Source organism: Paenibacillus sp. 453mf (genome assembly GCF_900116105.1).
Classification (GTDB): Bacteria; Bacillota; Bacilli; order Paenibacillales; family Paenibacillaceae; genus Paenibacillus; species Paenibacillus provencensis.
Map to the genome: position 1 here is coordinate 2,267,646 of NZ_FPAC01000001.1, position 26,782 is coordinate 2,294,427.

Annotated in this window: 23 protein-coding genes; 2 read left to right on the top strand and 21 right to left on the bottom strand. The window is 45.2% G+C overall.

The genetic code is table 11. From position 1 onward, the window contains the following. Nucleotides 1-143: 143 nt before the first annotated feature. Entirely contained in the window at nucleotides 144-512 is a 369-nt protein-coding gene (locus BM415_RS10655) for a LysM peptidoglycan-binding domain-containing protein (protein WP_091157731.1), read from the bottom strand. Nucleotides 513-690: 178 nt separating this feature from the next. On the opposite strand from BM415_RS10655, the gene lexA reads away from it, so the two are divergent. Then, nucleotides 691-1,320, top strand: coding sequence for a transcriptional repressor LexA (lexA, locus tag BM415_RS10660; RefSeq protein WP_091157734.1), 630 nt, complete (start codon nucleotides 691-693; stop codon nucleotides 1,318-1,320). Nucleotides 1,321-1,855: 535 nt separating this feature from the next. Here the strand turns inward: lexA and BM415_RS10665 are convergent. After that, complete coding sequence (locus BM415_RS10665) at nucleotides 1,856-2,083, bottom strand: DNA-binding protein (protein WP_244533209.1); 228 nt, start codon at nucleotides 2,081-2,083, stop codon at nucleotides 1,856-1,858. 467 nt (nucleotides 2,084-2,550) lie between these two features. On the opposite strand from BM415_RS10665, the gene BM415_RS10670 reads away from it, so the two are divergent. Then, nucleotides 2,551-3,249 carry an Ltp family lipoprotein gene (locus tag BM415_RS10670; protein WP_091157736.1) on the top strand — a complete coding sequence of 233 codons (699 nt, stop codon included), beginning with the start codon at nucleotides 2,551-2,553 and terminating at the stop codon, nucleotides 3,247-3,249. 370 nt (nucleotides 3,250-3,619) lie between these two features. On the opposite strand, the gene glnA is transcribed toward BM415_RS10670, so the two are convergent. From glnA to BM415_RS10765, 19 genes are all read right to left on the bottom strand, one after another. Beyond that, nucleotides 3,620-4,948, bottom strand: coding sequence for a type I glutamate--ammonia ligase (glnA, locus tag BM415_RS10675; RefSeq protein WP_091157738.1), 1,329 nt, complete (start codon nucleotides 4,946-4,948; stop codon nucleotides 3,620-3,622). Between the two features lie 219 nt (nucleotides 4,949-5,167). Beyond that, complete coding sequence (locus BM415_RS10680) at nucleotides 5,168-5,584, bottom strand: MerR family transcriptional regulator (protein ID WP_047910662.1); 417 nt, start codon at nucleotides 5,582-5,584, stop codon at nucleotides 5,168-5,170. Between the two features lie 85 nt (nucleotides 5,585-5,669). Continuing rightward, nucleotides 5,670-6,923 (bottom strand): methionine gamma-lyase family protein, encoded by a 1,254-nt coding sequence (locus BM415_RS10685; RefSeq protein WP_091157741.1) that lies wholly within the window; start codon nucleotides 6,921-6,923, stop codon nucleotides 5,670-5,672. Between the two features lie 76 nt (nucleotides 6,924-6,999). Continuing rightward, a complete protein-coding gene (gene hflX, locus BM415_RS10690; RefSeq protein ID WP_091157742.1) occupies nucleotides 7,000-8,292 on the bottom strand; it encodes a GTPase HflX in 1,293 nt (430 codons plus the stop codon). A gap of 76 nt (nucleotides 8,293-8,368) precedes the next feature. Continuing rightward, nucleotides 8,369-9,355: an AAA family ATPase gene (locus BM415_RS10695; protein WP_091157745.1), complete on the bottom strand. Its 987-nt coding sequence runs from the start codon at nucleotides 9,353-9,355 to the stop codon at nucleotides 8,369-8,371. Nucleotides 9,356-9,448: 93 nt separating this feature from the next. Next, complete coding sequence (locus BM415_RS10700) at nucleotides 9,449-10,099, bottom strand: SanA/YdcF family protein (RefSeq protein ID WP_244533210.1); 651 nt, start codon at nucleotides 10,097-10,099, stop codon at nucleotides 9,449-9,451. Nucleotides 10,100-10,102: 3 nt separating this feature from the next. After that, entirely contained in the window at nucleotides 10,103-10,654 is a 552-nt protein-coding gene (locus BM415_RS10705) for a ribonuclease FAU-1 family protein (RefSeq protein WP_091157746.1), read from the bottom strand. A gap of 162 nt (nucleotides 10,655-10,816) precedes the next feature. Beyond that, entirely contained in the window at nucleotides 10,817-13,465 is a 2,649-nt protein-coding gene (locus BM415_RS10710) for a transglycosylase domain-containing protein (protein WP_091157749.1), read from the bottom strand. A 184-nt stretch (nucleotides 13,466-13,649) separates the two neighbouring features. Continuing rightward, entirely contained in the window at nucleotides 13,650-13,889 is a 240-nt protein-coding gene (gene hfq / locus BM415_RS10715) for an RNA chaperone Hfq (protein ID WP_047910668.1), read from the bottom strand. A 20-nt stretch (nucleotides 13,890-13,909) separates the two neighbouring features. Continuing rightward, the gene (gene miaA / locus BM415_RS10720; RefSeq protein WP_091157750.1) at nucleotides 13,910-14,890 is read right to left on the bottom strand and encodes a tRNA (adenosine(37)-N6)-dimethylallyltransferase MiaA; all 981 of its coding nucleotides are present in this window, start codon (nucleotides 14,888-14,890) and stop codon (nucleotides 13,910-13,912) included. Continuing rightward, nucleotides 14,868-15,659, bottom strand: a complete 792-nt coding sequence (locus BM415_RS10725; protein ID WP_091157753.1) for a class I SAM-dependent methyltransferase — start codon at nucleotides 15,657-15,659, stop codon at nucleotides 14,868-14,870. Before BM415_RS10725 ends, miaA begins: the two co-directional genes overlap by 23 nt. A gap of 58 nt (nucleotides 15,660-15,717) precedes the next feature. Continuing rightward, entirely contained in the window at nucleotides 15,718-17,874 is a 2,157-nt protein-coding gene (gene mutL, locus BM415_RS10730; RefSeq protein WP_091157754.1) for a DNA mismatch repair endonuclease MutL, read from the bottom strand. Nucleotides 17,875-17,909: 35 nt separating this feature from the next. After that, on the bottom strand, nucleotides 17,910-20,660 hold the full coding sequence (mutS, locus tag BM415_RS10735; RefSeq protein WP_091157756.1) for a DNA mismatch repair protein MutS: 2,751 nt from the start codon (nucleotides 20,658-20,660) through the stop codon (nucleotides 17,910-17,912). A 133-nt stretch (nucleotides 20,661-20,793) separates the two neighbouring features. Further along, nucleotides 20,794-22,029 (bottom strand): putative amidoligase domain-containing protein, encoded by a 1,236-nt coding sequence (locus BM415_RS10740; RefSeq protein ID WP_091157759.1) that lies wholly within the window; start codon nucleotides 22,027-22,029, stop codon nucleotides 20,794-20,796. Between the two features lie 109 nt (nucleotides 22,030-22,138). Then, entirely contained in the window at nucleotides 22,139-22,699 is a 561-nt protein-coding gene (locus tag BM415_RS10745) for an outer spore coat protein CotE (RefSeq protein ID WP_091157762.1), read from the bottom strand. A gap of 129 nt (nucleotides 22,700-22,828) precedes the next feature. Further along, entirely contained in the window at nucleotides 22,829-23,794 is a 966-nt protein-coding gene (locus tag BM415_RS10750) for an aromatic acid exporter family protein (protein WP_091157764.1), read from the bottom strand. A 179-nt stretch (nucleotides 23,795-23,973) separates the two neighbouring features. Next, nucleotides 23,974-24,822: an ABC transporter permease gene (locus BM415_RS10755; protein ID WP_091157767.1), complete on the bottom strand. Its 849-nt coding sequence runs from the start codon at nucleotides 24,820-24,822 to the stop codon at nucleotides 23,974-23,976. A gap of 9 nt (nucleotides 24,823-24,831) precedes the next feature. Continuing rightward, entirely contained in the window at nucleotides 24,832-25,605 is a 774-nt protein-coding gene (locus BM415_RS10760; protein ID WP_091159192.1) for an ABC transporter ATP-binding protein, read from the bottom strand. Nucleotides 25,606-25,636: 31 nt separating this feature from the next. Beyond that, on the bottom strand, nucleotides 25,637-26,641 hold the full coding sequence (locus BM415_RS10765) for an ABC transporter substrate-binding protein (RefSeq protein ID WP_091157771.1): 1,005 nt from the start codon (nucleotides 26,639-26,641) through the stop codon (nucleotides 25,637-25,639). Nucleotides 26,642-26,782 lie beyond the last annotated feature (141 nt).

The window sequence follows — 26,782 nt, forward strand, 5'->3', positions numbered from 1 at the left end:
GCATAGTCTCTTTAACTTTGACATGATTAGAAAGGGTTGTCAAGGTAAATACCTGTATAGCCTGTATTTAATACAGAACAGAAAAAGGACGCAGATCAAGCCGCGTCCTTAGCATGTTAAATAATATGAATGAATTATACATATCAATCAAAGTAAGGGAGATTCAGCATCTGGCCCACTTGTATGTCGCTGCTTGATAACCCATTAATTCGCTGAATTTGATTCACATAATCTCTTATATCCATACCTTCCGGTTTGTATTCTGTGCCGATTGCCCATAAGGTATCGCCCGGATTTACAACAACCTTCTCATATGTCATCTCTTGTCCCGCATCTGCAAAAACAGTCATGAACCCAGTCAAGCTCAGAAACAGAATCGCCACGATCAATATCAAGCGGATTGTTCTCTGTTTGTTCTTCTTCATTATAATATGTATCGTTTCACCCAAGGTATTGTTAGTCGATTCATCTGTTCTAGGATGTATGCTGTTATAAGTGCTGTATCTAAGCATTATTCCAACCTCCAAACGTTTGTTCTCATTTCTTATAAACTCACTATAACACGAACATGTGTTTTGGGCAATAGTTTTTGAGAACAATTGTTCTGCATTTTTTTAGAACTAATGTTTGTACGAACGGAGGTTCTATGCTATAATTTTCCCAAACGTTATTATGTGGAGTTGATACGGTATGTCGAAGGTATCCAGCAGACAGTTAGCCATTCTGGAGTTTATACGCAATGAAGTCCGATTGAAAGGATATCCGCCGTCCGTAAGAGAGATTGGTGAAGCTGTTGGCCTAGCCTCCAGTTCAACCGTTCACGGACACCTGGATCGTCTGGAGAAGAAGGGGTTAATTCGTAGAGACCCTACCAAGCCTCGGGCTATTGAATTGCTCGGTCAAGATGATGATGATAATGTAGTTCAATTTACTCAGACGGTTGCTCGCGTCCCAGTAGTAGGTAAAGTTACTGCAGGTATTCCGATCACAGCTACAGAGAATATTGAAGATTATTTCCCACTGCCGATGCAGTATGTTGGTGATGAGAAAGTGTTTATGTTGTCCGTTGTCGGAGATAGTATGATTGAAGCGGGAATTTCGAATGGTGACTATGTCATCGTCCGCCAGCAGCAAACTGCGAATAACGGAGATATCGTCGTCGCGATGACTGAAGATGACGAAGCTACCGTTAAGACTTTCTATAAAGAGAAAGACCATATTCGCCTGCAGCCAGAGAATCCTACATATGAACCTCTCCGGCTTACGAAAGTAACAATTCTAGGTAAGGTCATAGGCTTGTTCCGTGACTTCCTTCATTAATTAGCCATTTTTTTATTTTTTGTATAGTAAGTAATAAGCAGAGATCTTCGCGAGAAGACCTCTGCTTTTTTGTAGTCAACTGACTTATATTTTGTTGCAACAATCTCTTACTCAACTGAGGTTTGTATCCTGTTTCGGGGCACGTTGGTATAAAGAGAGTGCCTTACCTGCAGATAAACTGGTAAGCACTCTTTCGAACTTAGAACTTAGAACTTAGAACTTAGACTCTAATTATGTAATCTGGCCTTTATTTTAAACCCTAACTTAATTTGCATACTTAAACATACAGACTTCGCGCACATAATGTCCTCCTTTTACTTTAACGCTTAACTCTGTTATATCCTTCAATCGCACAACTACAAACAAGCTCCTTATCAATAAACACCAAGATAGGGTCTTCTCTATCTTTGCGGTATAAAGAAGGACGTAAGAATTCAGCGATTGCATAAACCGTTGCTGTCCCCTGTAGAAAAGCCTTTTTCGTTTTAGTTAGAATTTTACCACGTTATGCAATATCAAATTGCAAGAGAGCCCACTATTTAAAACTATTCGTATGGTCGATACTTTTCACGTAATTCCCAGCTTCCTTTTTTCTCGCTTCAACATATGATTTAAGGAAGAGACAAACTGACCCAGATTCCTTAATCGGCAAAAGCTTTTGACGCTTCATCAAGGAAGAAAGATTCTGTTTTGAACCTCCAAGCATTTCCACTGCTTCAGCCGATGTCAGCACATTTTCGTTAATAATACGGATCAGTTTCATCCCGTTCCATCAAATCACCCCATAATTAATATTACGATTGTACAATGCTGAATCCAATGAAAGTAAGCTAATTATCAAAGTTGCTTTAGTTTTTTTTGACATACTCATGATTAACATGCCCTTTTCGCGGTATGCTATAAATTGAAGAGAAAGATTAAGGAACTCACACGGTCGGTCGTTGAGATTAACTGACCGTGTGGCTCTCAAGTCCTACCTATCGTTAAAGGGCTACGAGGAGGTTGACTATTGCGGTGGCTAAGCTGACCAAGGCCGTGAGAAGCGTAACCCGCTATTTCCGAGATAATAGATGATGAAATAGAAATGAAGACCTGTCCAAGAAAATAGGGCTTTTCCATAGTCAGTAATCTTCTTTTGTGCATTATTTTGCAAAACTATATGGATATATATTCCTATATCTGTTAGACTATGTTTTGTTTGGAATTGATACTTTAGGAGGGTATATCTACATGTGGGCAGTTATAGGCTTGTTTAGTTTTGTAGGATTTATTATTTACCTAGTGTTAGGCTTGATTTCGGTTGCCAAAAAGAATGGATTTGCTAAGAAAAGATTCTTAACTTGCTTGGTGCTTTTCATAATAGTAGTTGTTGCGGTATCTGCAGATCCAAGCACTCAAACCGAGACAGCTGAATCAGATGAAACATCTACTGAAGTCGTAGAAACAAATGTTACGACAGCGTCTTCAAACGCTCCTACTGAAGAAGCAGAAGAACCAGACGAACAAGAGAAGGCCGCACAAGAGGCTGAAGCAAATGCTGCTGAAGATACAGCTAAAAAGGAAGCAGAAGCAAAAGCTACTGAAGAAGCAGCCAAAAAAGAAGCAGCGGCAAAAGAGGAAAGTATACCTAGAGAACATAAAGCGGCATTAATAAAAGCGGAATCATACGCAGAAACTATGAATATGTCAAAGGCAGGAATTTACGATCAGTTGACTTCTGAATATGGAGAAAACTTCCCAGAAGAAGCCGCTCGATATGCTATTGATAACATTGTATTTGATTGGAAAGAAAATGCATTAAAAAAGGCACAAACATATGCAGAAACTATGAGTATGTCAAATTCGGCTATTTATGATCAATTGATTTCAGAATACGGGGAAAAATTCACCGAGGAAGAAGCACAATACGCTATTGATAATTTAGAATAAGAACGAAGATATTATATATTCAAAATAATTAAAAAGAGGATGAATTAGAAATAAAGCCCTGTCCATGAGAACAGGGCTCTTTCATTTAGTCAGCTGCTTCGATCTTTGATAGTCTTTGTCTTTAATCAAATTTAGCAATATCTTCCGAATTGTTCGCGATTAAAGTCAAAAGCGAATTTACTGGTAATAGCCATTCATGCTTTGCAACACACATGCAGTACTCCTTTTTAAAGCTGGTGCTGAGATACGTACAAGAAAGAATAGGTCATCGTAGCATCAGTATTACTTTAGATGTGTATGCTCATAATCCTACAATATGCTCCCATAAAGAAAAACCCTTGAGCTCTTAGAGCGCCAAGGGTTTCCGGTTTTAGTAAAGCGTCAAATATTGATCGCGTTCCCATTGATGTACTTGTGTGCGATACATGTCCCACTCGATCTCTTTCAGCTCATAGAAGTGAGCCAGCGCATGATCACCAAGCGCCTCAGTAATAACTTCGCTGCGGATCAGCTCATGCAATGCTTCCTTCAGGTCGGCTGGGAGTGAAGGAATACCTTCTTCAATACGCTCTTCTTCGGACATGATGTAAATATTGCGGTCAATCGGAGCAGGAAGACTCAGCTCACGGTTAATTCCGTCCAGTCCGGCTTTGAGCATCACAGCCAGTGCCAGATATGGATTCGCAGCAGGGTCCGGATTACGTACTTCTACACGAGTACTTAGCCCACGGGAAGCCGGAATACGGATCATCGGACTACGGTTACTTGCAGACCATGCAACATAGCAAGGCGCTTCATAACCAGGAACCAAACGTTTGTAAGAGTTCACTGTCGGATTCGTAATTGCCGCCATAGCGCGTGCATGCTTGAGAATACCAGCCATGTATTGGCGTGCTGTTTTGCTGAGACCCAAAGTATCGGATCCATCATAGAATGTATTCACATTGTCTTTGAATAGAGATTGGTGGCAGTGCATACCCGAACCATTCATGCCGAAGAGCGGCTTAGGCATAAATGTCGCATGCAGTCCATGCTGACGAGCAATCGTCTTAACAACCAGCTTAAACGTTTGAATCTGGTCAGCAGCCTTGATTGCGTCTGCGTACTTAAAGTCAATTTCATGCTGCCCTGGAGCAACCTCATGGTGAGAGGCTTCAATCTCGAAGCCCATTTCCTCGAGCGTCAGTACGATCTCACGACGGCAGTTCTCTCCAAGATCCGTTGGAGCAAGGTCAAAATAACCACCTTGGTCGTTCAGTTCTTCCGTTGGGTTACCATTGGCATCCGTACGGAACAGGAAGAATTCGGGTTCTGGTCCTACGTTCATAGAAGTGTAGCCCATTTGCTCTGCTTCTGTAAGCACACGCTTCAGGATGCCACGCGGGTCCCCAGCAAACGGAGTTCCATCTGGCATATACACATCACAAATAAGACGCGCAACACGATTCTCTGTTACCCATGGGAAAATAACCCATGTGTCCAGATCCGGGTACAAGTACATATCTGATTCTTCAATACGAACATAGCCTTCGATGGAAGAGCCGTCAAACATCATCTTGTTGTCGAGTGCTTTTTCCAGCTGGCTTACGGGAATTTCAACGTTTTTGATTGTTCCAAGCAAATCTGTAAATTGCAAACGAATGAAACGTACATTTTCTTCTTTCGCTATGCGGAGAATGTCATCTTTTGTATAACTCACTATATCCTCTCCCTCTTCTTCTTAAAAGTATCAGCTTCAACAAGTATTGCTATTGCAGGTTAATCGTATACCGCAGATAACGCCACTACAGAGCTGCAAGAAATGATGGGTCTCATTCATTGTCACAGGCAAAGGATAAGATGTCAAGAAAGCGATTACGAGCTCTTAAGCCATTCCTATCCTGTTTTTCTTATACCCGCTCCCCTTCGTTAACTAACATTACTTCTTGTTAAAGAACCTCGACAGCTCCCCTTGGATCAGAGAAACCTGTCCCGGGCGTTTGCCGCCAGATACCAGCTGCTGCTTAAGTAAACGGTGGAGCTGTGAATCTGACAGCTCTCTGCGCTTCACTTCTGTGTCCGCCGTAATGATCGTTGCTTCCTCTGACTCTTTCGTGACAGGATTCATTACTTGTTTGATTCCAGCTATGTTTACACCCTTCTCAATGAGGGCTTTAATCTCGAGCAATCGTTCGACATCATTAAAAGAAAACATTCTTTGATTGCCCGAAGTACGTGCAGGTACGATCAAATTATGCTGTTCATAGTAGCGGATCTGGCGTGCAGACAAATCAGTAAGCTTCATCACAATACCAATTGGAAATAAGGCCATATTTCTGCGTATTTCGTCACCCATCTCGTTCATCTACCTTCCAAGTATTCTAAGATATCATCATTGTACATTTTTATGATACTAAGTGTCAATGATGTGTTAGGTAAACTTACAGTAAATTACGATTTTTCATCGTTTGTAACGCCATGAGCACACCGTATTTCACATGAGAATAAGTAAGTCCGCCTTGCATATATCCAATATAAGGCTCACGAATCGGCGCATCGGCGGAGAGCTCCAGACTGCCTCCTTGAATAAAGGTTCCTGCTGCCATAATAACCGGATGTTCATAACCCGGCATATCCCATGGCTCCGGCACGACATGACTGTCCACAGCGGCGGCACGCTGAATACCTTGTACGAACGCAATCAGATGTTCTGGTCCGCTAAAGGAAACAGCCTGAATCAGATCTGTTCGTATTTCATTCCACGCCGGCTTCGTTTCAAAACCGACTGCTTCAAACATAGCTGAAGCAAAAATGCTACCCTTTACGGCTTGTCCCACGGTAGATGGAGCAAGATACAAACCCTGATATATCCCTCTTGTCGTACCCAGCATTGCACCTACTTCTCCCCCAATACCGGGTGCAGTTAAGCGGTATGCAGCCAGCTGGACATATTTTGCTTTACCACAAATGTAGCCCCCTGTTTCAGCAATACCTCCACCAGGATTTTTGATCAGAGAGCCTGCAATCAGGTCTGCCCCTACCTCAGTTGGCTCCTGCTCCTCCGTAAATTCCCCATAACAATTGTCTACGAATACAATCACATCCGGCTTGATTGCTTTTACTTTTTCAATCATTTCTTTGATCTGCTGCACTGTAAAGGATGAGCGCCAGTCATATCCTCTTGAACGCTGAATGCCGATAACCTTGGTATTGGAATGAATGGCCTGTTCTACCGCTGCAAAGTCCACCAGTCCTTCAGGAGTCAAATCCGTTTCACGATATGTAATACCAAAATCATACAGTGATCCCGTTCCATCATCCGGCTTGCCAATCACCTTATGAAGCGTGTCGTAAGGCCTGCCTGTAATGTACAGGAGCTCATCTCCAGGTCTTAGCACACCAAAAAGAGCGGTGGCAATCGTATGCGTTCCCGATGCAAAATGTGGACGCACCAAAGCCGCCTCCGCTCCAAAAACGTCGGCATACACTTCATCTAACACTTCTCGGCCGCGATCATTATATGCATAGCCTGTAGATCCAGCAAAATGGAAGTCGCTTACTTGATGTCTCTGAAACGCATTAATTACCTTCCATTGGTTGCTGTCAATGACAAGGTCTACTTCTCGCAGCCGTGATTCAATCTTGTGCTCGATCATATGCTGAAGCTTAACAATGTCTGATGAAAAAACACCCATTTCTCGTTTTTCTCTCCTCACAAAACTAACACCAACATTACTTTAGTGCGTTACATTATTAGTATACAAAATCACATCAATCTGACGAATCAATAAAATCGTTTAACAAATATCCATGCTTCTCATATTCACCTTTTTGGACCTGTACTTCATAGATAACATCGTTCTCATCATATGCCGTTTCGATCACATCGCCGATTCGATAAACGACAGAGGTGATATCACCGCGATCGGCAGGAATTCTAAACTTAACCGTATCTCCTGTCAGTTCCTCCTGTATCAATTCACGGATACTTAGCAAATCTGGCTCATCAAAGGCACTGATTTTTCTGTATCCCTTGCCTGTAGGAAGCATTTGCAGCTGTTCCGGAGAACAAGCGTCTTTCTTATTAAACAGCACGATTTGTGGTTTATCGGAAGCACCCAGCTCCTGCAGCAGCTCTTCAACGACATTCATTTGTTCCTCTCTCATCGTAGAAGAAGCGTCAACGACATGCAGGATCAGATCTGCCTCATTCACCTCTTCGAGCGTCGCTCTAAAAGCAGCGACCAGCTCATGCGGAAGGTTTTGTATAAAACCAACCGTATCTGTTAACACAATTTCTTTACCACTTGGCAGTTCCATCGTTCGGGAAGTGGGGTCAAGCGTTGCAAACAACTGATTCTCAATGTAAACATCAGCATAAGTCAGCTGTTTAAGCAGTGTAGACTTGCCGGCATTTGTATAACCAACCAGCGCCACTTGAATAACTCCGCTTTTCTTACGACGTTCCCGGTGTAGCTTGCGGTGACGGGTTACCTCTTCTAATTGCCGCTTCAAGTCGTTAATCCGTCCGCGAATATGTCTGCGGTCCGTCTCCAGCTTGCTCTCACCGGGCCCTCTTGTACCAATTCCCCCGCCAAGACGTGACAGGTTCTTGCCGTGTCCAGACAGTCTTGGCAGAAGATAAGAATGCTGTGCCAGCTCAACCTGAATGATACCCTCTCTCGTATGAGCACGCTGTGCAAAAATATCCAAGATCAGCTGGGTTCGATCTATAATTTTCAGATCAAGGCTTTCTTCGAGATTACGAACCTGTGCTCCAGACAGCTCTTGGTCAAATATAGCGGTAGTCGCGCCAAGCTCTTCTGCTGCTGCTCGAAGCTCTTCCACCTTTCCTTTACCAATGAACCATTTGGAGTCCGGTGTCTCCCGATTCTGAGATATCACGCTGAGTACTTCAACACCTGCTGTTTCAGCAAGCTTAACGAGCTCTTCTAACGAATACTCAGGATTTAAGCCTGACCGCTTAACTTCATCTGTCACTAAGCTGACTAATACAGCCTTATCTTTCATCTCCGTGGATGTCTCGTGTGTGGAGTTCGTCATTTCTTAAGCTCCTTCAAATATAGGTATCGTCTACAATTTCAGTCCCTATGGATTGTAAGTGAATATCTATTATCGCTTATTTCTTGTCTAGCTTCAAATCCTCGACCCGAAGCGTCATCAGCTCCAATTTGCCAGGATTTCCTGAGGAGTACTGATTTAGCAGCCGGACCGCTTGATGTCTAATTGATTTCTCAATCAAATTTCTAACATACCTTGCATTGCTGAAGGCTTGTGACGTTTCGTTCTTCTCATCAAGCAGATGCTGCTTTAACTTGAGTATGGTCTGAGGCATCAAAATATAATCTCGATCCTTTGCCATAAGCTCTGAAATCTGAATCAACTGATCAATTGAATAGTCAGGAAATTCGATTTGGATCGGAAACCTGGACGGCAGACCAGGATTGGTCTGCATAAAGAAATCGATCTCGTCTGAATAGCCGGCAAGTATCAATATAAATTGATTTTTGTGGTCTTCCATCGCTTTAACCAGCGTATCGATTGCTTCTTTACCAAAATCCTTCTCACCGCCGCGTGCCAGGCTGTAGGCTTCATCAATAAACAGAATGCCGCCTAATGACTTCTTAACCAAATCCCTTGTTTTTTGAGCAGTGTGACCAATATATTCGCCAACCAGATCAGCTCTCTCCACCTCAATGAGATGACCTTTAGCCAAGACCCCCATCTTCTGGAACAGCTTGGCGACGATACGAGCAACCGTTGTCTTGCCAGTACCGGGATTGCCTTTGAACACCATATGATACACATGAGAACCGCTCATGAGTCCCGCATCAGATCTCATCTGTGCAATTTGCAGAAATGCATAAATTTCAAATACAAAATCCTTAATACTCTCCAGGCCCACCAACTGATCCAATTCCTTCTGAATATCCAGATACATCGCAAACTGGGGATTGTTCTTCAAAGAGGCGGCAGTCTCTTCCGGATCTGATATGGACTCTTTATTCAGACCATAGCCTTCTGTCTGATTACGCAAAACAACATTAATTTGCCTGGAAGGTCTACCTTCCGGCCGCTCTCCTGCTGCCATCGCTCTTCCGTTCATATAAACGCTCACCTCAACTCCATAAGGGGCTAACTTCTCTATCTAAAGTATTCTAGTTAGTTCAATGTTATTAGAAGTTTCCCTTAAAAAATATTACTGAAGGAACAGGAGTGCGGCGTCCAACTTCCATTTGGTATAAGCAAGCGTTTCCCGAATTTGGCTTGGCAAAAAAGGCATCACCACGGATTCAGCAAGTGAGACTGCGGGTGCTTCATAGTCAAGAAACTCGGCGATTTCAAGTGATCGCATTCCGTGAAAATCATGCGTTATAATGATGGATGAGGTTAAGCCCTCATCTGTCATAATTTTCTGACTGAACAGCAAATTCTCGTAAGTACTGGTAGCTTCGTTCTCCAAAAAAATACGAGAGGCCTCCACACCGTGCTCTACAAGATAGCGCTGCATTCCTTCGGCCTCGGTAAGTCGATGCTGAGGACTGTCCAATCCACCTGTGACGATAAAGTATCGAAAGCTTCCGGCGTTGTATAACTCAAGTGCCTTGTCCAATCGTTCAGCGAGACCCGGGCTGGGCTCGTCGCCCCACAGCGACGCCCCCAGTACAATGCCCACGTCAACAGGATCAGCTATTTCAGTTGTCTCATTCGGATTGAAAATCTTCCACTGTACATAAACGACCCAGATCAACCCAATAATCACTACTGCTGCTAATATTCTAAATGCATATCGAAAAAAATTCGTTTCCCTTGGTCTTTTATTCATAGGTTTTGCTTGCTCAAATGTCATAGCTCACTCCTTGAATTCTCCATTCTCGAACAAAGTGGAACGTTGTTCCAATGACATTTGGAAATAAGGGAACGAATGTGCATCAATCGAATGCAATAAGTATTGTGCTGTCCGCATGGACAATTCGTAATCAGTGGTCGTAATATGCCCCTTATCCAAAGCGTCGTCGAGTTCATCCTCGTCCAGCAGAAATACTTCTCCATCCTTGAGAACAATAACATCCAAATATAAGTCATCAAACCACGGGACCCCCTGGTCTGTGACTCCCTGACTGCGGCAAGTATCAATATACCACTCAATTATCCGTTCCTGGTCATCAAACATCGCCGTCACCACAAAGTGTTCATCTTTTGGAAAATACTGAAGCCAGGAATACCCTTTATCCGCTGTGCAGAATGTATACCCTCCATAGGTTTTCCATAGTGGTTCCTTTAACTCATGGATGGTATAAAGGGATAAATAGCCAGTAAACTCCTCGCTCTCAACATATCGACAGGTGAATTGCCGGTTCGTAATCCGTCGCCAGTTCGCCCTATCTCCAAATTTTCTCTTCATCCTCATCCCTCTTTACTCATCCAATATCCGCTTTATTAAAAACAGCTTACCATATTTAAGTTATACACTCAAAATTTACGTATATACAAAATAAATCAGTACCAGTACGCAAAAAAAGACCTGCTGCCATAGTTGTGACAGCAGGCCTTTCATTAAAATACATCAGGGTGAAGTTGTACCTGGAACTGTTGTAGTCGGAGGGCTTTCTTCACCTGGAGGTGAGATTTCACCAGTTGGAGGTGTGGTCTCCTCAGGCGGAGATTCTCCACCTTCGTTATTACCTTCCCCTCCGCTTGAAGGAGGTTCCGTACCATTACCACCATTGCCAGTGTCGTTACCTCCTTGACCCTCGCCATTTCCATTTCCATTGCCAGAGCCATTTTCACCATTACCTTCATTACCGGAGTCGTTACCTTCACCGGTACCAGATCCGTTCCCTTCTCCATTACCATTGCCGCTGTTGTCCGGATTCTCTTCGCCTTGACCCGGATCTGTACCAGGTTCCTCAGGAACTTCCGGCTGCTCAGGAGGCTCTGGGGCTTCCTCTTCCGGTTCGATGAACAGTGACACATGGTTGGACTCACTTGCGTCTTCCCCATTCTCCGGATTAATAACGGTAACATAATATTCATAGGTCAGACCCGGCAACGCACCCGTATCCGTTGCCGATGTGCCCGAGATCTGATCCTGGATTCGACTGAAGCTTCCTTCCGACGTCTCCTTACGATAGATTCGGTATTGCACGCCTTCGGTGGATGAACCACTCCAGCTAAGTGATACCGCCTGAGCCTCTTTATCATAAGAGACACTTAGGCCACTAACGGTCAGATCCGTTTCCGGTTCCTCTTCTTCTACTGGCGGTTCGGTCACTTCTGGAATTTCACTATCCGGCACAAAGAATTCCTTGCGCTCCACTCCTTCAAGCGCCTTTTCCATAACCGTCTTAAAGAATGTGGCTGCAAGACGACTGCTGTTCTTCAGAAGATGCTGCTGATCCGGATTATCATATCCCATCCAGACTGCGGCGGTATATTCAGGTGTGTAGCCCACAAACCACACATCACGGTTTGCGCTGTTTCCTTCGTAACCACTCTGTGTCGTTCCTGTTTTACCTGCCACAGGACGATCCAGACTGGCACTTGTACCTGTACCGCTATTGACAACTTCCTTCATCATCTCTGTCATTTGATACGCAGTATGCTCGCTCATTACTTGCTCAGCATCTGACTCGTATTCATAAATGACCTTGCCATCGCTGTTCTCAATTCGCGTAATGGCGTGACCTTCCTGATATTGACCACGATTGGCAAAAGCACTGTATGCCGCAGCCATCTCAAGCGTATTGGTTCCTTTATCCAAGCCACCAAGCGCCATGGACAGATTTCGGTCACCATCCGTCATAGAAATACCCAGCTTCTCGGCAAATTCATATCCCGTATTTACACCGATTTCATTCAGAAGCCACACGGCAGGAATATTCTCAGACGTCGTAATGGCATCAGCCATCCCAATCGTATTCGAATAACCATGCAGATTTCGAGGACAGTAATCACCAAAGCACTGCTGTGAATTGCTGAGCGGTGTATTCGCCGTAAATTCACCGGTTTCAAGAGCTGGTGCATAGGAAGCAATCGGCTTAAACGCGGAGCCCGGCTGACGATAACTGCTTGTCGCCCGGTTCCAGCCTTGACGCTGATAGTCACGGCCTCCCTGCATCGCAACGATACCGCCTGTTGCATGATCCATGATAACCATCGAACCCTGTACCTTCTGATCAGATGCGCTTTCTTCGAACAATTCGTCATTCTTAAAGGCTGCTTCTACAGCTTCTTGTGCTTCAGGAGCCATCGTTGTAAAGATCTTATAACCACCGATGTTCAGATCGTCCGTCGTTTTGCCTGTTACACGCTCCGCCTCTTTCAGCACGTAATCGACATAAGCAACGTATTTCTTCTCCTCTTCCGGGCGTTCATAAGCGTAATCCACGGCTTTCGCCTCATCCATCTCTTCCTTCGAAATGTATCCTTGATCATACATTAACTGAAGGACAACCCCTCTTCTTTCCTTGGAGTCGTTGGGATTACCAGCCGGATTGTAAGCAGATGGACCCTTAGGAATCGCGGCTAGCGTAGCAACTTCCCATAATTCCAGCTCATTCAGATCACTCTTGCCGAAATAAAACTCCGAAGCGGTTTGAATACCATAGTTCTGGTACCCGAACCAAGTACGGTTTAAATACATCGTCAAAATTTCATCTTTTGAATAGTTCCGTTCAATCGCGAGCGCGATAGACATCTCTGTCGCTTTGCGGAAGAACGTTTTGTCCCGTGTCAGGAAGACGTTCTTGGCAAGCTGCTGAGAGATGGTACTTCCGCCTTCAACCAGAGAACGGGCCATAATATCCGTTACTGCTGCCCGGCCGATCGCCCACAGGTCTACACCATTGTGTTCGTAGAACCTCTTATCCTCTGTCGCTATAAACGCATCCTTTAATATTTGAGGAATATCCTCTTCGTCGACAGGATCACGCTTCTCAATCGACAGCTCACTGATCTCCTCACCATTTCGGTCATATACCTTGGATGTTTCATTTACTGACATTTTGTCAAAGTTGGCCTGTAAGATCCGTTCACCGCTGACCATAATAAACAGATAGCCGGCAAGCGCAACAAAGATGGCAAAAGCCGCTGTAAAAAATAATGTCCAAGCTACACGTTTACCCGATATTTTTTTCTTTTTCTTAGGTCCTGGTTTCTTCTCTTTTTGATTATTCTTACGATTCCCAGACCTAGATAGTGTATCGTTTGACATGGTACCTCCTGACTCCCTTTTAGGTGTAGCATCTTTATGCTAGTCTTTAAGTCTTTTTTAGTAGATTTGAAACCAATTTGAAAACTTTTCTCCTGAGAAGTAAAAGAACAACCTTTACAGGTTGCTCCGCCTCAATCCTATACGTATTTAACGAAATGGACTCTTTAAAAGTTTCATTGATAATTTATTCTTCACCACTGCCATTTTGCATAAGAGAAATATTCCGTTGTGGTGTAAAGGTGGATATGGCATGTTTGTAAATCATTTGCTGGCGTCCGTCACTGTCGACAACAATGGTATAATTATCAAATGCCTTGACAGTCCCGCGAATTTGAAAACCGTTGACGAGAAAAATGGTGGCTGGAATATTTTCTTTGCGCATTTGATTCAAGAACGTATCTTGGATGTTGATGGACTTGGTCATTAGCCGTACCCCCAATAAGTTCAATTAGATTGATTTGAAGAATAATCATGCTCCAAATTCAGCTTATCTGCTATTATATCACGTATAGTAGCGAAGTTCGTAGAAAAATTTGCTGTGTCCGTCATATCCACCCATTGAATATCCTTCATATGACGGAACCAGGACAGCTGTCGTTTGGCGAAGCGACGCGTATCCCTCTTTAGTTCACTTACTGCTGTATCCAGTGGTGCCTCTCCACGCAGGTATGCAGCAATCTCTTTATAACCGAGGCCTTGCATGGAAATAGAGCCGGGACCCACCCCTTGGCTAAGAAGTGAAGCAACCTCCTCTACCAGCCCTTCCCTCATCATTTCGTCAATTCGGTCTTCAATACGGTTATATAGCATTTCTCTATCCATTGTCAAACCGACGATACAGAGATCATAGGGAGACTGCTTATTCTGAGCAGCCAGCTGCTCTGATTGTTTGACTCCGGTCATGTAAAATATTTCAAGGGATCGCACCACTCTGCGTACGTCGTTTGGATGAAGTCTTGCTGCACTTTCAGCATCTACTTCAAGCAGCTTATTGTGCAGCGCCTCCGCTCCATTTGCTTCCGCATAATCGAACTGGGCTTTTCTAAATTGTTCATCGGAGCCTGCTTCAGAAAATTGAAAATCATAGCATACCGATTCTACATAAAGACCGGTCCCTCCTACAATAAATGGCAGCTTGCCTCGCCCATGGATCTCTCGAATCAGCCTGCGGCTCTCCTCTTGGAATTCCGCAACAGAATATGGGTAATCCGGCTCATGAATGTCGATAAGATGGTGAGGGATGCCTTCCATTTCCTCTGGCTTGATCTTTGCCGTCCCAATGTCCATCCGTCTGTAGACCTGCATGGAATCTCCCGAGATAATTTCGCATTGAAAGGTCTTCGCCAGTTCAATGCTCATTTTTGTCTTGCCTACGGCGGTAGGTCCCACCAGTACAAGCAGCTTAGACTTTTGAATTTCTGTCAAGTTCAATCACTCCGTACACTGTTTTTGAATGGGCACGATTCACGGCACTAAAACCGAGTCTGGCAAATTCGCCACTGTCCCTTTTTTCTTTCAAGATGACTGTCTTTCTAGCTACTCTCTTGGCCTCTGTGATGCTCTCCAGTGCCAAGGGCGCACTATTCGCGTATCTGCGCAAAGGACGAATCGCGTTCGAATCCATAACAGGCTCACGGAACATCGGGTCAAAATATACGATATCGACACTATTGTCGTTCATGCTGCGAAGCAGCTCTAAATGGTTACTGTGCTTCACCTGAATTGATCTGAGTGCCTCATCCACACAGCTGTTCCCGCTCTGGTAATACCGCATACCTTCTAGCAATACGGTGTACAAAGCATGAGAGCTCTCGCAAGCAGTGACATGTCCTTCTCCTCCTGCAGCTACTGCGAAGACCAGCGAATCCGTACCAAGACCTGCAGTGCAGTCCAGCACAGAGTCGCCCTTTTGGAAATTCGCAGCTTCCAGCATAGGATCGCTTTCTCCTTTTAATACGCGCTTAGCCCGAACGAACCCCATGCTTGGATGAAATTCAAGCACAGGCTCCCCTGGACTAATCAAACGAACGCCATTTGTCACTACCACGATAATGTCTTCATCGCCATATTGTTCCGATAGCTTGGCCAGGGAAGCTTTATTTCTCTGGACATAGCTTGAATTGGTAAGCTCGGCGAGACGAACAGCACGCTCCGCAAGCGTCTTTGCATTCGTATCGCCAGTTGTAATTATCATTTAATTTCTCCTAATCATAAGCATCTGATTTCGTTCAACTACTTCATGTTGTTCCACATTACATCACTCTTTTAAACATTTTTTCAAGATCATAGGTTGAGAAGGAGACGACAATAGGTCTTCCATGTGGACAGGTGTAAGGCTGCTTACAGTTCGCAAGCCGCTGCAATAGCACGACCGCTTCCTGCTCTGTCAGTTTCTGATTGGCTTTGATTGATGCCTTGCATGAGCACATAATGGATGAGGCTTCTCGCAGCTTGGACAAGTCAATCCCCCGCTCTGAAAGCACCCATTCGGCCATTTCCAGAATAATTGACTCTTCATCGCCCTTAGGTAGCCAATAAGGATACGATGTAACACGGAAGGTTTGTCCACCGAAATGCTCCAGATAGACCCCCGCTTGTTCAAACCAATGAAGCTTGTTCTTCAGCTGCTCCGTCTCTGAAGGTGTAAACTCCAGAGTGATGGGGAGCAGCAGCTCCTGAGAAGCTTCAACCGGATTTCCGAATTGGTTGTAGTAAAATTCATAATTAATTCTCTCGTGTGCAGCGTGTTGGTCAATCAGATACAGCCCGTTCTCATTTTGTGCGATCAAATAAGTCCCGTGATGCTGACCAATCAGCTCCAGTTCAGGGAACTGTGGCAGCTCCGCCTTTGTACCAGCAAGCTGTGCATAATGATCTCTGCTCATTCCTTGTGCATTCCTTGCCTTAAGCGCAGCGCTGTCCCGGTAATAATCCCCATTTGCAAGGTTCGATCTCGTTTCTCGAATAACCTGCTGCTTGTCCTTCTCACTAGGCACATACGTACGACTGTCCTGAGTACGATTAACATTTCGCTGATCCGGTCCATAATTCTTGGAAGAATCGGACGCAGTGTAATTTTCATCCATATCTTCAATTGGAACAGTGGAAGAACTTCCTGCCGTATTCCCTGTAACTGAAGTATTCCAATTCTCGGCACCGGATGGCCGGGGCTGCATCTTGGAGCTATTCATCCCATATTCTGGCCGGTCACCCCCCTGCTTGTCCCCTGAATAATGCACGTTCTTTACAGGGCTCGATAACGATGAAGTTTGCACCGTTCCTGCAGTTTCAGCGACTCCCGAATTCGCTGAACCGACCTGCTCCTCATGCGACTTCGATTTCGAAAAATGGAATTGCTCCTGAATAAACGATTTGCTCTCCGGCTTCCCAATGCTCTGTTTAATTACTTGGGGAATGAGCACTTCCTGCTTAAGTGCAGCGCGAGTGTGCTCCTCCACAAAAGTATACAGCTCAGGCTCCTTGCTGAATCGAACCTCCAATTTTGCCGGGTGGACGTTAACATCCACTAATGACGGATGCATGTCCAGCTGCAATACGGCAAGTGGAAACCGGTTGATAGGAAGCAGCGTATGGTAAGCCTTAAACAGCGCTTGGTTCAGCCCATAATTTTTAATATAACGGCCATTAATGATGGTGGAAATACCATTGCGATTAGCTCTGGTAAGATCAGGCCTGCTTACATAACCGCTGATTCGGTAGTCCAGGCTTTCACCTCTGATGGGAAGCATTGATTTGGCAGCTGATGTTCCGTAAATCGCAGCAATGACCTGAAGCAAATCTCCATTGCCAAGGGTTTGCAAGATCAGGTTGCCATTATGCCTTAACGTAAACGCGATATCTGCGTGGGATAACGCCATTCTGTACAGGACATCAGAAATATGCCCCAGCTCGGTCTGGATCGTCTTCATATATTTCAATCTGGCCGGGGTATTGTAGAACAACTCCTCAACCAAAAAATCAGTCCCACGAGAGGCAGTAATATCGTCATGCTTAATCAGCTTGCCGCCCTCAATGACAATCTCACGGCCACGTCCATCGGATTCGGTTGCACTGATCAACCTTACTTTGGATACGGCAGCAATACTCGGTAATGCCTCTCCCCGAAAACCAAGACTAGTGATTTCAAATAAATCTCGACCATTTGCAATTTTACTCGTAGCATGGCGGTAAAAGGCGGTTTCCATATCCTCTGCATCAATTCCGCCTCCATTATCGGTGATCCGGATGCTATGAAGTCCTCCTTCATGTATGGATACATCGATTCGAGTGCTTCCTGCATCAATGGAATTCTCCACAAGCTCCTTAACGACAGAAGCGGGTCTCTCCACCACTTCACCGGCAGCGATCTGATTGGCAATATGCTCGTCCAGCACATGAATTCTAGCCACCTTTTACCCCTCCCTTTATATAGGTTCAGATCATATTACATATCCGTTACTTTCATTTTCAGTTCATTGACAAGCTGCATCGCTTGAAGAGGCGTCATATTCATTAAATCCGCACTCTTAAGCCGTTTAATCAGCTGTTTGACAACAGGGTCCAATTCACGACCTTCCTGAATCCCTTTCTTCTTCGGCTCAGGTACTTCATCACCAAATATTGATAGCTGCACAACTTCATTAGAAGAAGCTGCTGTCCCATCCGCTTGTGCTTCTTCAAACGACATCTCAGCCAGCTTTTTATCCTTCGTGATCATTTCATCTGACGCAGCTGCTGCTTCCTTCTCGGCCTGATGATAATCTGCCTTGAACGGCTCCTTGTGTCCTTCAGCAACCATGTCAATCGAGTGCTCCTCAATGGTATGGATCAGCCTGCTGGCACGGTCAATGATGGAGCTCGGCAGTCCAGCCAGTCTTGCGACATAAATACCATAGCTGCTGCTTGCCGCGCCAGGTATCAGTTTGCGCAGAAACTGCACTTCATCTTCCTTCTCCTGCACTGCCATCGAATAATTTCGAAGGGAAGGAAGACTATCCTCCAGATGGGCAAGCTCATGAAAATGAGTGGAGACCAGAGCTTTGCATCCGATATGATCGTGCACATATTCAATGACAGACTGAGCAATCGCCATGCCTTCACTCGTTGAGGTTCCGCGCCCCAGCTCGTCAATAATAATCAGGCTTCGCGGGGTTGCTTTTTCCGTCATGACCTGAATGTCAGCCATTTCTACCATAAATGTACTCTGACCGCCGATCAAATCATCACCGGCACCAATTCTCGTAAATATTCGATCCATGATCGGAACCTCTGCCTCCACTGCTGGAACGAAGCAGCCAATTTGAGCCAGAATGGATATTAGCGCCACTTGACGCATGTACGTGCTCTTACCCGCCATATTCGGCCCGGTAATCAAAAGAATTCTCGGATCCTCCTGTGTTAACACCGTATCATTTGCCATGAATGCACCATCACGCATGACTGATTCTACAACGGGGTGCCGCCCTTCAATAAGCCTCATGTCAAATCCATCTGTGATGCTTGGTTTGATAAAACCGCGTTCTGCACTGACAGCTGCAAGCGAATGGTACACATCAATCTCTGCGACCTGCTCAGCCAATTTCTGCAATCTTTTAATTTCCTTGCCAAGCTGATCACGAATCTCGATAAACAATGAATATTCAAGCCCCACCATTTTATCTTCGGCTTCCAGAATAAGAGACTCCTTCTCTTTCAGTTCAGGAGTAATATACCTCTCTGCATTAGCCAAAGTTTGTTTGCGCTCATATCTGCCCTCAGGAAGGGAGGAAATATTGGATTTGGTCACCTCAATATAGTAGCCAAACACTTTGTTATAACCGATCTTGAGAGAGCGGATCCCCGTAATTTCGCGTTCCTGTGCTTCCAGCTCCGCGATCCAGCGTTTTCCATTCACACTTGCATAACGAAGCTCATCCAAGTGCTCATGATATCCTTCACGTATCATTCCACCTTCCCTGACGGATACAGGCGGTTCGTCCACGATGGCATGCTGAATCATATCGCGCAAATCACGACAATCATCCATCGATTCTGCAATATGGCGCAAGGTACTTGATGGAGAATCTGCACACAGCTTGGCAAGCGCAGGGATCATACCAAGGGACACCTTGAGCGCATTTAAATCTCGTCCATTGGCATTGCCGAATGCAATCCGACCAACGAGTCGTTCCAGATCATAAATTTCTTTCAGCTGCTCACGAATGTCGCTTCGCAGAATAAACTGATTGTACAGCTTGTCTACCGCTTCAAGACGTTCTTCAATTTTCTGTCGTTGGAGCAGAGGCTTATCAATCCAGCGTTTAAGCATTCTCGCACCCATGGAGGTCTCTGTCTTATCTATGAGAGATAGAAGAGAGCCCCTCTTGGAGCGGTCACGTACAGTTTCCACAAGCTCCAGATTTCTTCTGGTGAAAGGATCCAGAATCATATAATGATCCGGCTCATACGTCTGGATTTGAGTCAATTGCCCCAAAGAACGCTTCTGGGTCTCATGCAGATAGGCAAACAGCGTCGCGAGGCAATGTCTGCGCTCTTCCCCTAGACGCGCCCATGCAGCTTCACCAAATTGGGTTATAACAAGCTCAGCTTTGCTCTTATCAAAAGCCGTATAGGTTATCTTTCGGTTGCCTGCCAGCATTTCGGCCTGCACCGTTTGAAGGAGATCAGCATCTCCGAGCAGCTCGGAAGGCTCATAGATCCCGATTTCATCCTTCAGCCACTTTTCTGAATATGGAGCAGAGGTAATATACAGCTCTCCTGTGGATAAATCACAGGCAGCAATAGCCAAAATACCGCTTGTTTGCGTCAAGCAGATCATATAATTGTTCGTCTTCTCGCCAATCGTCTTGCCTTCCATCACGGTGCCAGGCGTAATCACCCTCACGATCTCTCGGCGTACCATTCCTTTGGTTGCGGATGGATCCTCCATTTGTTCACATACCGCAACCTTATACCCTTTCTCAATCAATCGCTGGATGTAGTTATCGGCGGAATGATAAGGCACACCGCACATCGGAATACGTTCTCCGCCACCGCCTTCACGGCCGGTTAACGTAATTTCCAGTTCCTTTGCAGCAAGGGTTGCATCCTCAAAAAACATTTCATAAAAATCACCAAGTCTAAAAAAAAGAAACGCATCCTGCGCCTGTTCTTTTACCTTCAAATATTGTTCAATCATTGGCGTGTATTGAGCCATGAATTATACCACTCCTGCCACACATTTTACTTCGAGTAAAACATATATTAAGTTTAACCGAATCCATGTCTTAACTCATTATTGCAAATGTAATGGATTCATCCGCTTATTATATCAAAAAGAGACCTCATATTCATGGCTTTTGCTGAATATTCCATAGAGGTCTTATATCCTTGGATTCATCCCACGTCTTCCCTTGATAAAGCGCCGTGATCAAGGGATTCACATATTTATGATGCCGGTTGTAATCAGGCAGAGCTGTCAATTCCTGCAGCAAGGGATGAACCAGTCCGCGAAGAATTTCTTTGTTCCCCTTATAGAATGCTTCATGATTCTCGGTGAGATCAAGCGGTCTACGTCGGAGCAGCCGGTAATTTGCAGCTACGAGATAAGCAATGGAGACCACCCCTTTGGCGATCATTGGGGATACCAAGAAGCTCGGAAGTGTTCTATATTCGAATCCGCCATAGGGCTGAATTCTAAAGTCACCCAAGTAGCCGTATTTCGGTCTTCGTCCACTGCTGCGAGGATCTTCCAATATGGCAATCGGGAGCGCCAAGTAGTTATCCAGTGCACGTAAGAGATCAAAGGTCAGCACCACTCTGCTGAAATGGACATGTCCGCCCAGCGGAAGCCCCTTCACAGGAAGTCCGCCTGCTCTCCATAACAGCGTGTGATCGGTAATAAGCGTTGAAGCGGTTAAGAATGCGTGCATCAAATGAGCAAGCAGCTCACGAGGTTCTGAGCTTGGCATGGGTCTAAGTTCCGCGACAGGATAAGATCTTCTACCGCCTCGCGTTATGGCGTCACACCCCGCCTCGCCTGTTCGTTCCAGAAATAAGGAAGCAGGAACAACTCTGTCCTCCTGTTGACTCACAAGCAGAAATTCGGGATCCATACCGAGTACGGGAGACGTGTGCAAATTTCTCTCCGCCTCGAGTGCAAGATGCTTCTCCATCATCGCCTGTTCGTACAAATCAGCTACTCCTTCTCTAATTAACCATGGCTGTGTATGAACGCTGCTTACGTTAATTCCTTGCTGCCCGCCTGCCTGCAGCACAACCTCCGCATGCTCCAGATTCAGTGCATATGCCGCACGAACTGCAGCTCGTTCAATCCGATTGTAGAGCGAAGTGTTGTCCTCTCTATGCAGTACAGTCCTGTTGCCTTCCCGAATTCCGGTAAAGCTTTTTTTGACGATTCTTAACGCACGTAGCTGGCTTATCAAGACTTCGTAAGTCACATGGAACTGAAGCATGTTCTCCTTAGGACGAATTAGGGAAGAACGAAGTCCTGAGCGGGTCAATCTTGCCTCACGCTCCTCCATTGTCATTGACTCATAATGCTCTGGATTTCGAATTATAACCATGGCATCTAGACCGTCCTTCCGCCAAAAAAGAAATAAAAAAAAGGAGGGCTGCCGCCCTCTACGCCGAAGGGTTCGGCGCATATATTGCCATATAAGTGAAGCTCACCATTTAGATCTCGTCATCCAGCAAGTCAGGATCAAGCTCATCAAAATCACCGTCAAGCGAGCCGAAATCATAATCTTTGTCTGCATCTTCACTGCAGTTGTTCGTGCACACGACGACACGAACCTTGGTTTCGGCAACCATTTCAGCTGCAAATTCACGTTCCACGCGGATGACAACACTGCCTCCGCCCGAAGCTACCGTCGCCTCTACACAGCTCGGCTCCTGCGTTGCATCCGCAGAGACCTCTACAGTGGAGGCACGATGCTTAGGATCCAGATAAGATAGTGGAATGTTCTCTACATAGGATATCGTCTTCTTTGCAACATCGGTTTGAGAGTTTTGGTCATAGGAATACCAAATGTTGATATCGTAAGTACCAATAACTTCAATTCCGTCTCCTGCCGGGACCGATTCGTACTCGTGGTTAATAATCCATGCCCCCAAAATACTGGTAGGATTATGTGGCGGAGTCACGGTATGTGTTACGGTAGAGAACTTACGACCCTTGCCGCAGATCGCCTTTGTTATAATCTCTCTACATTGATGTTTATGACTCAATGACATCTTTGAACCTCCTCCATACAATCATTCCATTTATATGTATGCAGGACATGGGCGTTTGTTACCAATTTAAAGATAAATATAATTGAAAAAGATAACTTTTAATTTAAGACGGCTTAGATGTTAATCAAGCTAATTTCCTTTAGCAGGGACAGGGAACGGAGCCTTGTCCTTTTTCGCAATCTTCAAGTACAAAGCGAGTTCTCGGCACAGCTGCCGGATCGAAGAACGAATCTCGAATTCTTCTCTTGTTGTGGGCAGATCCATTGTTCTAAACTCTTGCTCTACCATGCTTAGAAGTTTCTCGGTCCGTCCAGTATAGAATTCATTGCGTACATCATCACTTAGCTGCTCGAACAAATCGGCCACCATTTCCGCATGCGGCATGGTCGTATATACCTGAGATATCAGATGCATCATATGCTGAATAGAATCCAGCTGGGTTTTGCGCATATAAAAATACGCAGTCCACTCCTCATTCGGATGGATCACTTGATTCTCAAGATACAGCTTAGAGGCCGCGACTCCCTTATCAATTGACTTCTCAGCTTCCATCAATTCAGCACCGGTCCACACGAAAGAGGGATCCCTCAGCGTTCGTCCAAACTGTGTGAAAATAACCGAAAACAGCTCATCAATCTCATGACGGATGTTCGAGAGCATGTTATCCGATTTAGGCATATAGGCTAAATTGACAACCATGGCCGAACCAAGCCCAACAATGAGCAGCAATATTTGTGTCCAAATCACTTCAAGGCTCATCTCTCCTCCGCTAAACACGCGGAATACGACGACAGACCCTGTGACAATACCTTCCTTAAAGCCAAACCGAACAATGGCTGGAAATGCCGTCAGAATATAAATCGCAAGCACCCAGTAATGAAATCCAAAGAGAAAAAAAAGTACGGAAGCAAAAAGAAGCCCTACTACGGACGCAAAAAATCGCGCCGAGATCGTCTTAAGGCTTCTTTTACGTGTAACATCGACACCCAGAATAGCAAGCAACCCTGCCGACGTCGGACCTTTCAAGTGCATAGCATCAGCTATTAGCACGGCCATTAAGGCAGCAATAGCTGTTTTAATAACGCGGAAACCCATGTATGATAACCCTCTCTTCTCTCTATAAGGCGAGTACAATAAATAACAATTACATTATATTAGTGCCCAATCAGATCGTAGGTATCAATCGTACACGATTTTTCCTTCTGGAACAATGTGACATGTCACAGACATATTGTTTTGTGCCGGGATACACTAATAGTTCAAATAAGAATGAATTAATGCTCCCTGCCACTCATCAGCTTACGCTCGAGCCAGGCAACCACCTGATACATCACCGTCGCCACTACAGCAATGACAATGAGACTCGACATAACGAGTGTGAAATTAAACACTTGAAAACCATATATTATTAAATATCCCAAGCCTTCCTTCGCGACCAGAAATTCTCCCACAATGACCCCGATCCAAGCCAAACCTACATTCACCTTAAGTGTGGAGACAATCGCAGGGAAGGATGCAGGAAAGATCACTTTGCGAAAAATATGCTTCCGGTTTCCTCCAAATGTGCGTACAACCTTTATATAGTTAGCGTCCACTTCATTGAAGCTGTTATACACAACAAGCGTTGTAATAATAACGGTAATCGATATGGTCGTCATAACAATCGCTGTGAAGCCAGCACCAAACATTACGATAAATATCGGTCCAAGTGCCACCTTCGGCATACTGTTAAGTACTACCAAATAAGGGTCAAGCACCTTCGATAAGAAAGAGGACCACCAGATAAGCACAGCGATGAGCGTACCAAGCAGTGTGCCCAGCAGGAAGCCGACAATGGTTTCAAACACAGTAACTGAGGTATGAAGCCAAATTTCGCCGCTGACCATATCCTTCCACAGCTGTGCACCAATCTTGGAAGGATAGCTGAACAGGAGCACGTCAATCCATTTTAATCTGCCCGCTATTTCCCAATACAAAAACATCATGATAAGAATCGCAATCTGCGTTAGGCTGACATATCTTCTCCATCTTCTTCTCCGCTTCTTGTGCTGAAGATGAATATTTTGAATCCATTGCTCTTCCTGAGCCTTTTCATGAGTTGCTTCCCACGGTTTTGCTTCCATTATGCGTGATCACCCCTTTCCTCCGGAGTCATCAAGCTCTCCCCAAATTTCGTTAAACAGATCGTTGAATCCTACCTGCTCCCTTGCATGAAACGGCTTCGCATCCCTGATCGGTGCAGGAACTTCAAAGGTCTTGCGGATTCGCCCAGGATTTTTGTCCAGCACGATAACTCTGTCGCTTACCGCAATAGCCTCTGACAGATCATGTGTAACCAGAATGGCTGTCTTTCCCTGCTTCTTCAGCGTTTCTGAGATCAGATCCTCAAGCTGCAGTTTCGTCTGATAATCAAGGGCTGAGAAGGGTTCATCAAGCAGCAGCAAATCGGGGTTCGTTGCGAGTGTCCTTACGAGGGCCACACGCTGACGCATCCCGCCTGACAATGCCTGCGGATATGCATCCTCTGTGCCTGAAAGACCCATTTCAGCTAGCAGATTACGTGTTGCTTTCAGCGAAGCTTCGCTAAGCTGACCGGTAAGCTCAAGTCCAATGGATGCATTTGCCATAATCGTACGCCATGGATACAAGTAGTCCTGCTGCAGCATATAGCCGACTTGGGAAGAAGGTGACGTTACCTTTTCTCCGGCCAGACGCACCTCTCCCTTCGTCGGCTGCAGCAGGCCTGCAATCATGGACAGAATGGTTGTTTTGCCGCATCCGCTTGGACCCACCAGGCTGACAAATTCGCCAGTCGCAACTTCCAGACTAATGGAATCAAGGGCCAGTTTTGCCTCCCGCTCCGTTACATACACATGTGTAATTTGATCCAGTTCAATCCGTGTCATTTGTTCACTTCCTTTTTCTGAAGGGCGAACCTTACTTTCCAGCAGCTTCTTCAGCAAAAGTATTGTCTACAATCGCTGACGCAGGAACTCTCTCCTGCAGCTCGCCAGCATTCTCCATTACATCGAGCAGGTTATTCCATTCGTTATCATCAATAATCGGGTCCAATGCATACGTACCTTGATCCTTATAGCGCTGTACACTGCTCACAACAATGTCACGATCTGCGTCTTTGAAATACGGCATGATCACGTCGGCTATTTCTTGTGCTGTATGCTCTTCCACCCACAATTGCGCCTTGTGAATACTTCTAGTAAATTTGCTGACCACGTCTTTATTGTCTTTGATGAAGCTCTGTTTGGTCATAAATACGGTATACGGAAGATTGCCGCTCTCTACTCCAAATGAAGCAACGACCTTGCCTCTGCCCTCTTTTTCAAAGATAGATGCTTGCGGCTCGAACAGCTGTACATAATCGCCTGTACCCGATGCAAACGCAGAAGTAATATTGGCAAAATCAATGTTCTGAATCAGTGTCAGATCCTTATGTGGATCGATCCCCTTCTTACCTAGTGCGAACTCACCAGCCATTTGCGGCATGCCACCTTTTCTTTGGCCAAGGAATTCACTCCCCTTCAGCTGGTTCCAATCGAAATCGGCCGATTGATCTCTGGCAAATAAGAAGGTGCCATCCGTTTGCGTCAGCTGTGCAAAGTTAATGACCGGATCCTCTGCCCCCTGCTGATACACATAGATTGACGTTTCTGAACCTACAAGTGCAATATCAATGGAGCCTGCAAGCAGTGCTGCCATCGTCTTGTCTCCGCCTGCTGTCGTTTGAATCTCCACATCCAGACCTTCTTCCTCGAAGAAGCCTTGCGCGTGAGCGACATACTCGGGTGCATAAAATACAGAGCGGGTCACTTCGCCAACGTTAACCTTAACGTTACCGCTGCTGCTTGAACTGCAGCCGCTTAGGACTACGCTGAATAACAGCAGAAGAACTGCAGCAGGCATCCACCAAGCCTTTCCTTTCATTGAATAGCCCTCCCCTTAAAAATAAAGAATGTATGAAACCATATTTATGCAATCAATCGACATTTGGTTAATCAGCTCGATAAGGACTCTCGTAAATCACCCTATTATTCACGCAAAAAAAAGCTGAAGGACTCTTGTAGA

Coding starts and splice junctions, on each gene's coding strand:
- BM415_RS10655 (WP_091157731.1), bottom strand. CDS start 512: ATGCTTAGATACAGCACTTATAACAGCATACATCCTAGAACAGATGAA.
- lexA (WP_091157734.1), top strand. CDS start 691: ATGTCGAAGGTATCCAGCAGACAGTTAGCCATTCTGGAGTTTATACGC.
- BM415_RS10665 (WP_244533209.1), bottom strand. CDS start 2,083: ATGAAACTGATCCGTATTATTAACGAAAATGTGCTGACATCGGCTGAA.
- BM415_RS10670 (WP_091157736.1), top strand. CDS start 2,551: ATGTGGGCAGTTATAGGCTTGTTTAGTTTTGTAGGATTTATTATTTAC.
- BM415_RS10680 (WP_047910662.1), bottom strand. CDS start 5,584: ATGGGTGACGAAATACGCAGAAATATGGCCTTATTTCCAATTGGTATT.
- BM415_RS10685 (WP_091157741.1), bottom strand. CDS start 6,923: ATGGGTGTTTTTTCATCAGACATTGTTAAGCTTCAGCATATGATCGAG.
- hflX (WP_091157742.1), bottom strand. CDS start 8,292: ATGACGAACTCCACACACGAGACATCCACGGAGATGAAAGATAAGGCT.
- BM415_RS10695 (WP_091157745.1), bottom strand. CDS start 9,355: ATGAACGGAAGAGCGATGGCAGCAGGAGAGCGGCCGGAAGGTAGACCT.
- BM415_RS10700 (WP_244533210.1), bottom strand. CDS start 10,099: ATGACATTTGAGCAAGCAAAACCTATGAATAAAAGACCAAGGGAAACG.
- BM415_RS10705 (WP_091157746.1), bottom strand. CDS start 10,654: ATGAAGAGAAAATTTGGAGATAGGGCGAACTGGCGACGGATTACGAAC.
- BM415_RS10710 (WP_091157749.1), bottom strand. CDS start 13,465: ATGTCAAACGATACACTATCTAGGTCTGGGAATCGTAAGAATAATCAA.
- hfq (WP_047910668.1), bottom strand. CDS start 13,889: ATGACCAAGTCCATCAACATCCAAGATACGTTCTTGAATCAAATGCGC.
- BM415_RS10725 (WP_091157753.1), bottom strand. CDS start 15,659: ATGATAATTACAACTGGCGATACGAATGCAAAGACGCTTGCGGAGCGT.
- mutS (WP_091157756.1), bottom strand. CDS start 20,660: ATGGCTCAATACACGCCAATGATTGAACAATATTTGAAGGTAAAAGAA.
- BM415_RS10740 (WP_091157759.1), bottom strand. CDS start 22,029: ATGGTTATAATTCGAAATCCAGAGCATTATGAGTCAATGACAATGGAG.
- BM415_RS10745 (WP_091157762.1), bottom strand. CDS start 22,699: ATGTCATTGAGTCATAAACATCAATGTAGAGAGATTATAACAAAGGCG.
- BM415_RS10750 (WP_091157764.1), bottom strand. CDS start 23,794: ATGGGTTTCCGCGTTATTAAAACAGCTATTGCTGCCTTAATGGCCGTG.
- BM415_RS10755 (WP_091157767.1), bottom strand. CDS start 24,822: ATGGAAGCAAAACCGTGGGAAGCAACTCATGAAAAGGCTCAGGAAGAG.
- BM415_RS10760 (WP_091159192.1), bottom strand. CDS start 25,605: ATGACACGGATTGAACTGGATCAAATTACACATGTGTATGTAACGGAG.
- BM415_RS10765 (WP_091157771.1), bottom strand. CDS start 26,641: ATGAAAGGAAAGGCTTGGTGGATGCCTGCTGCAGTTCTTCTGCTGTTA.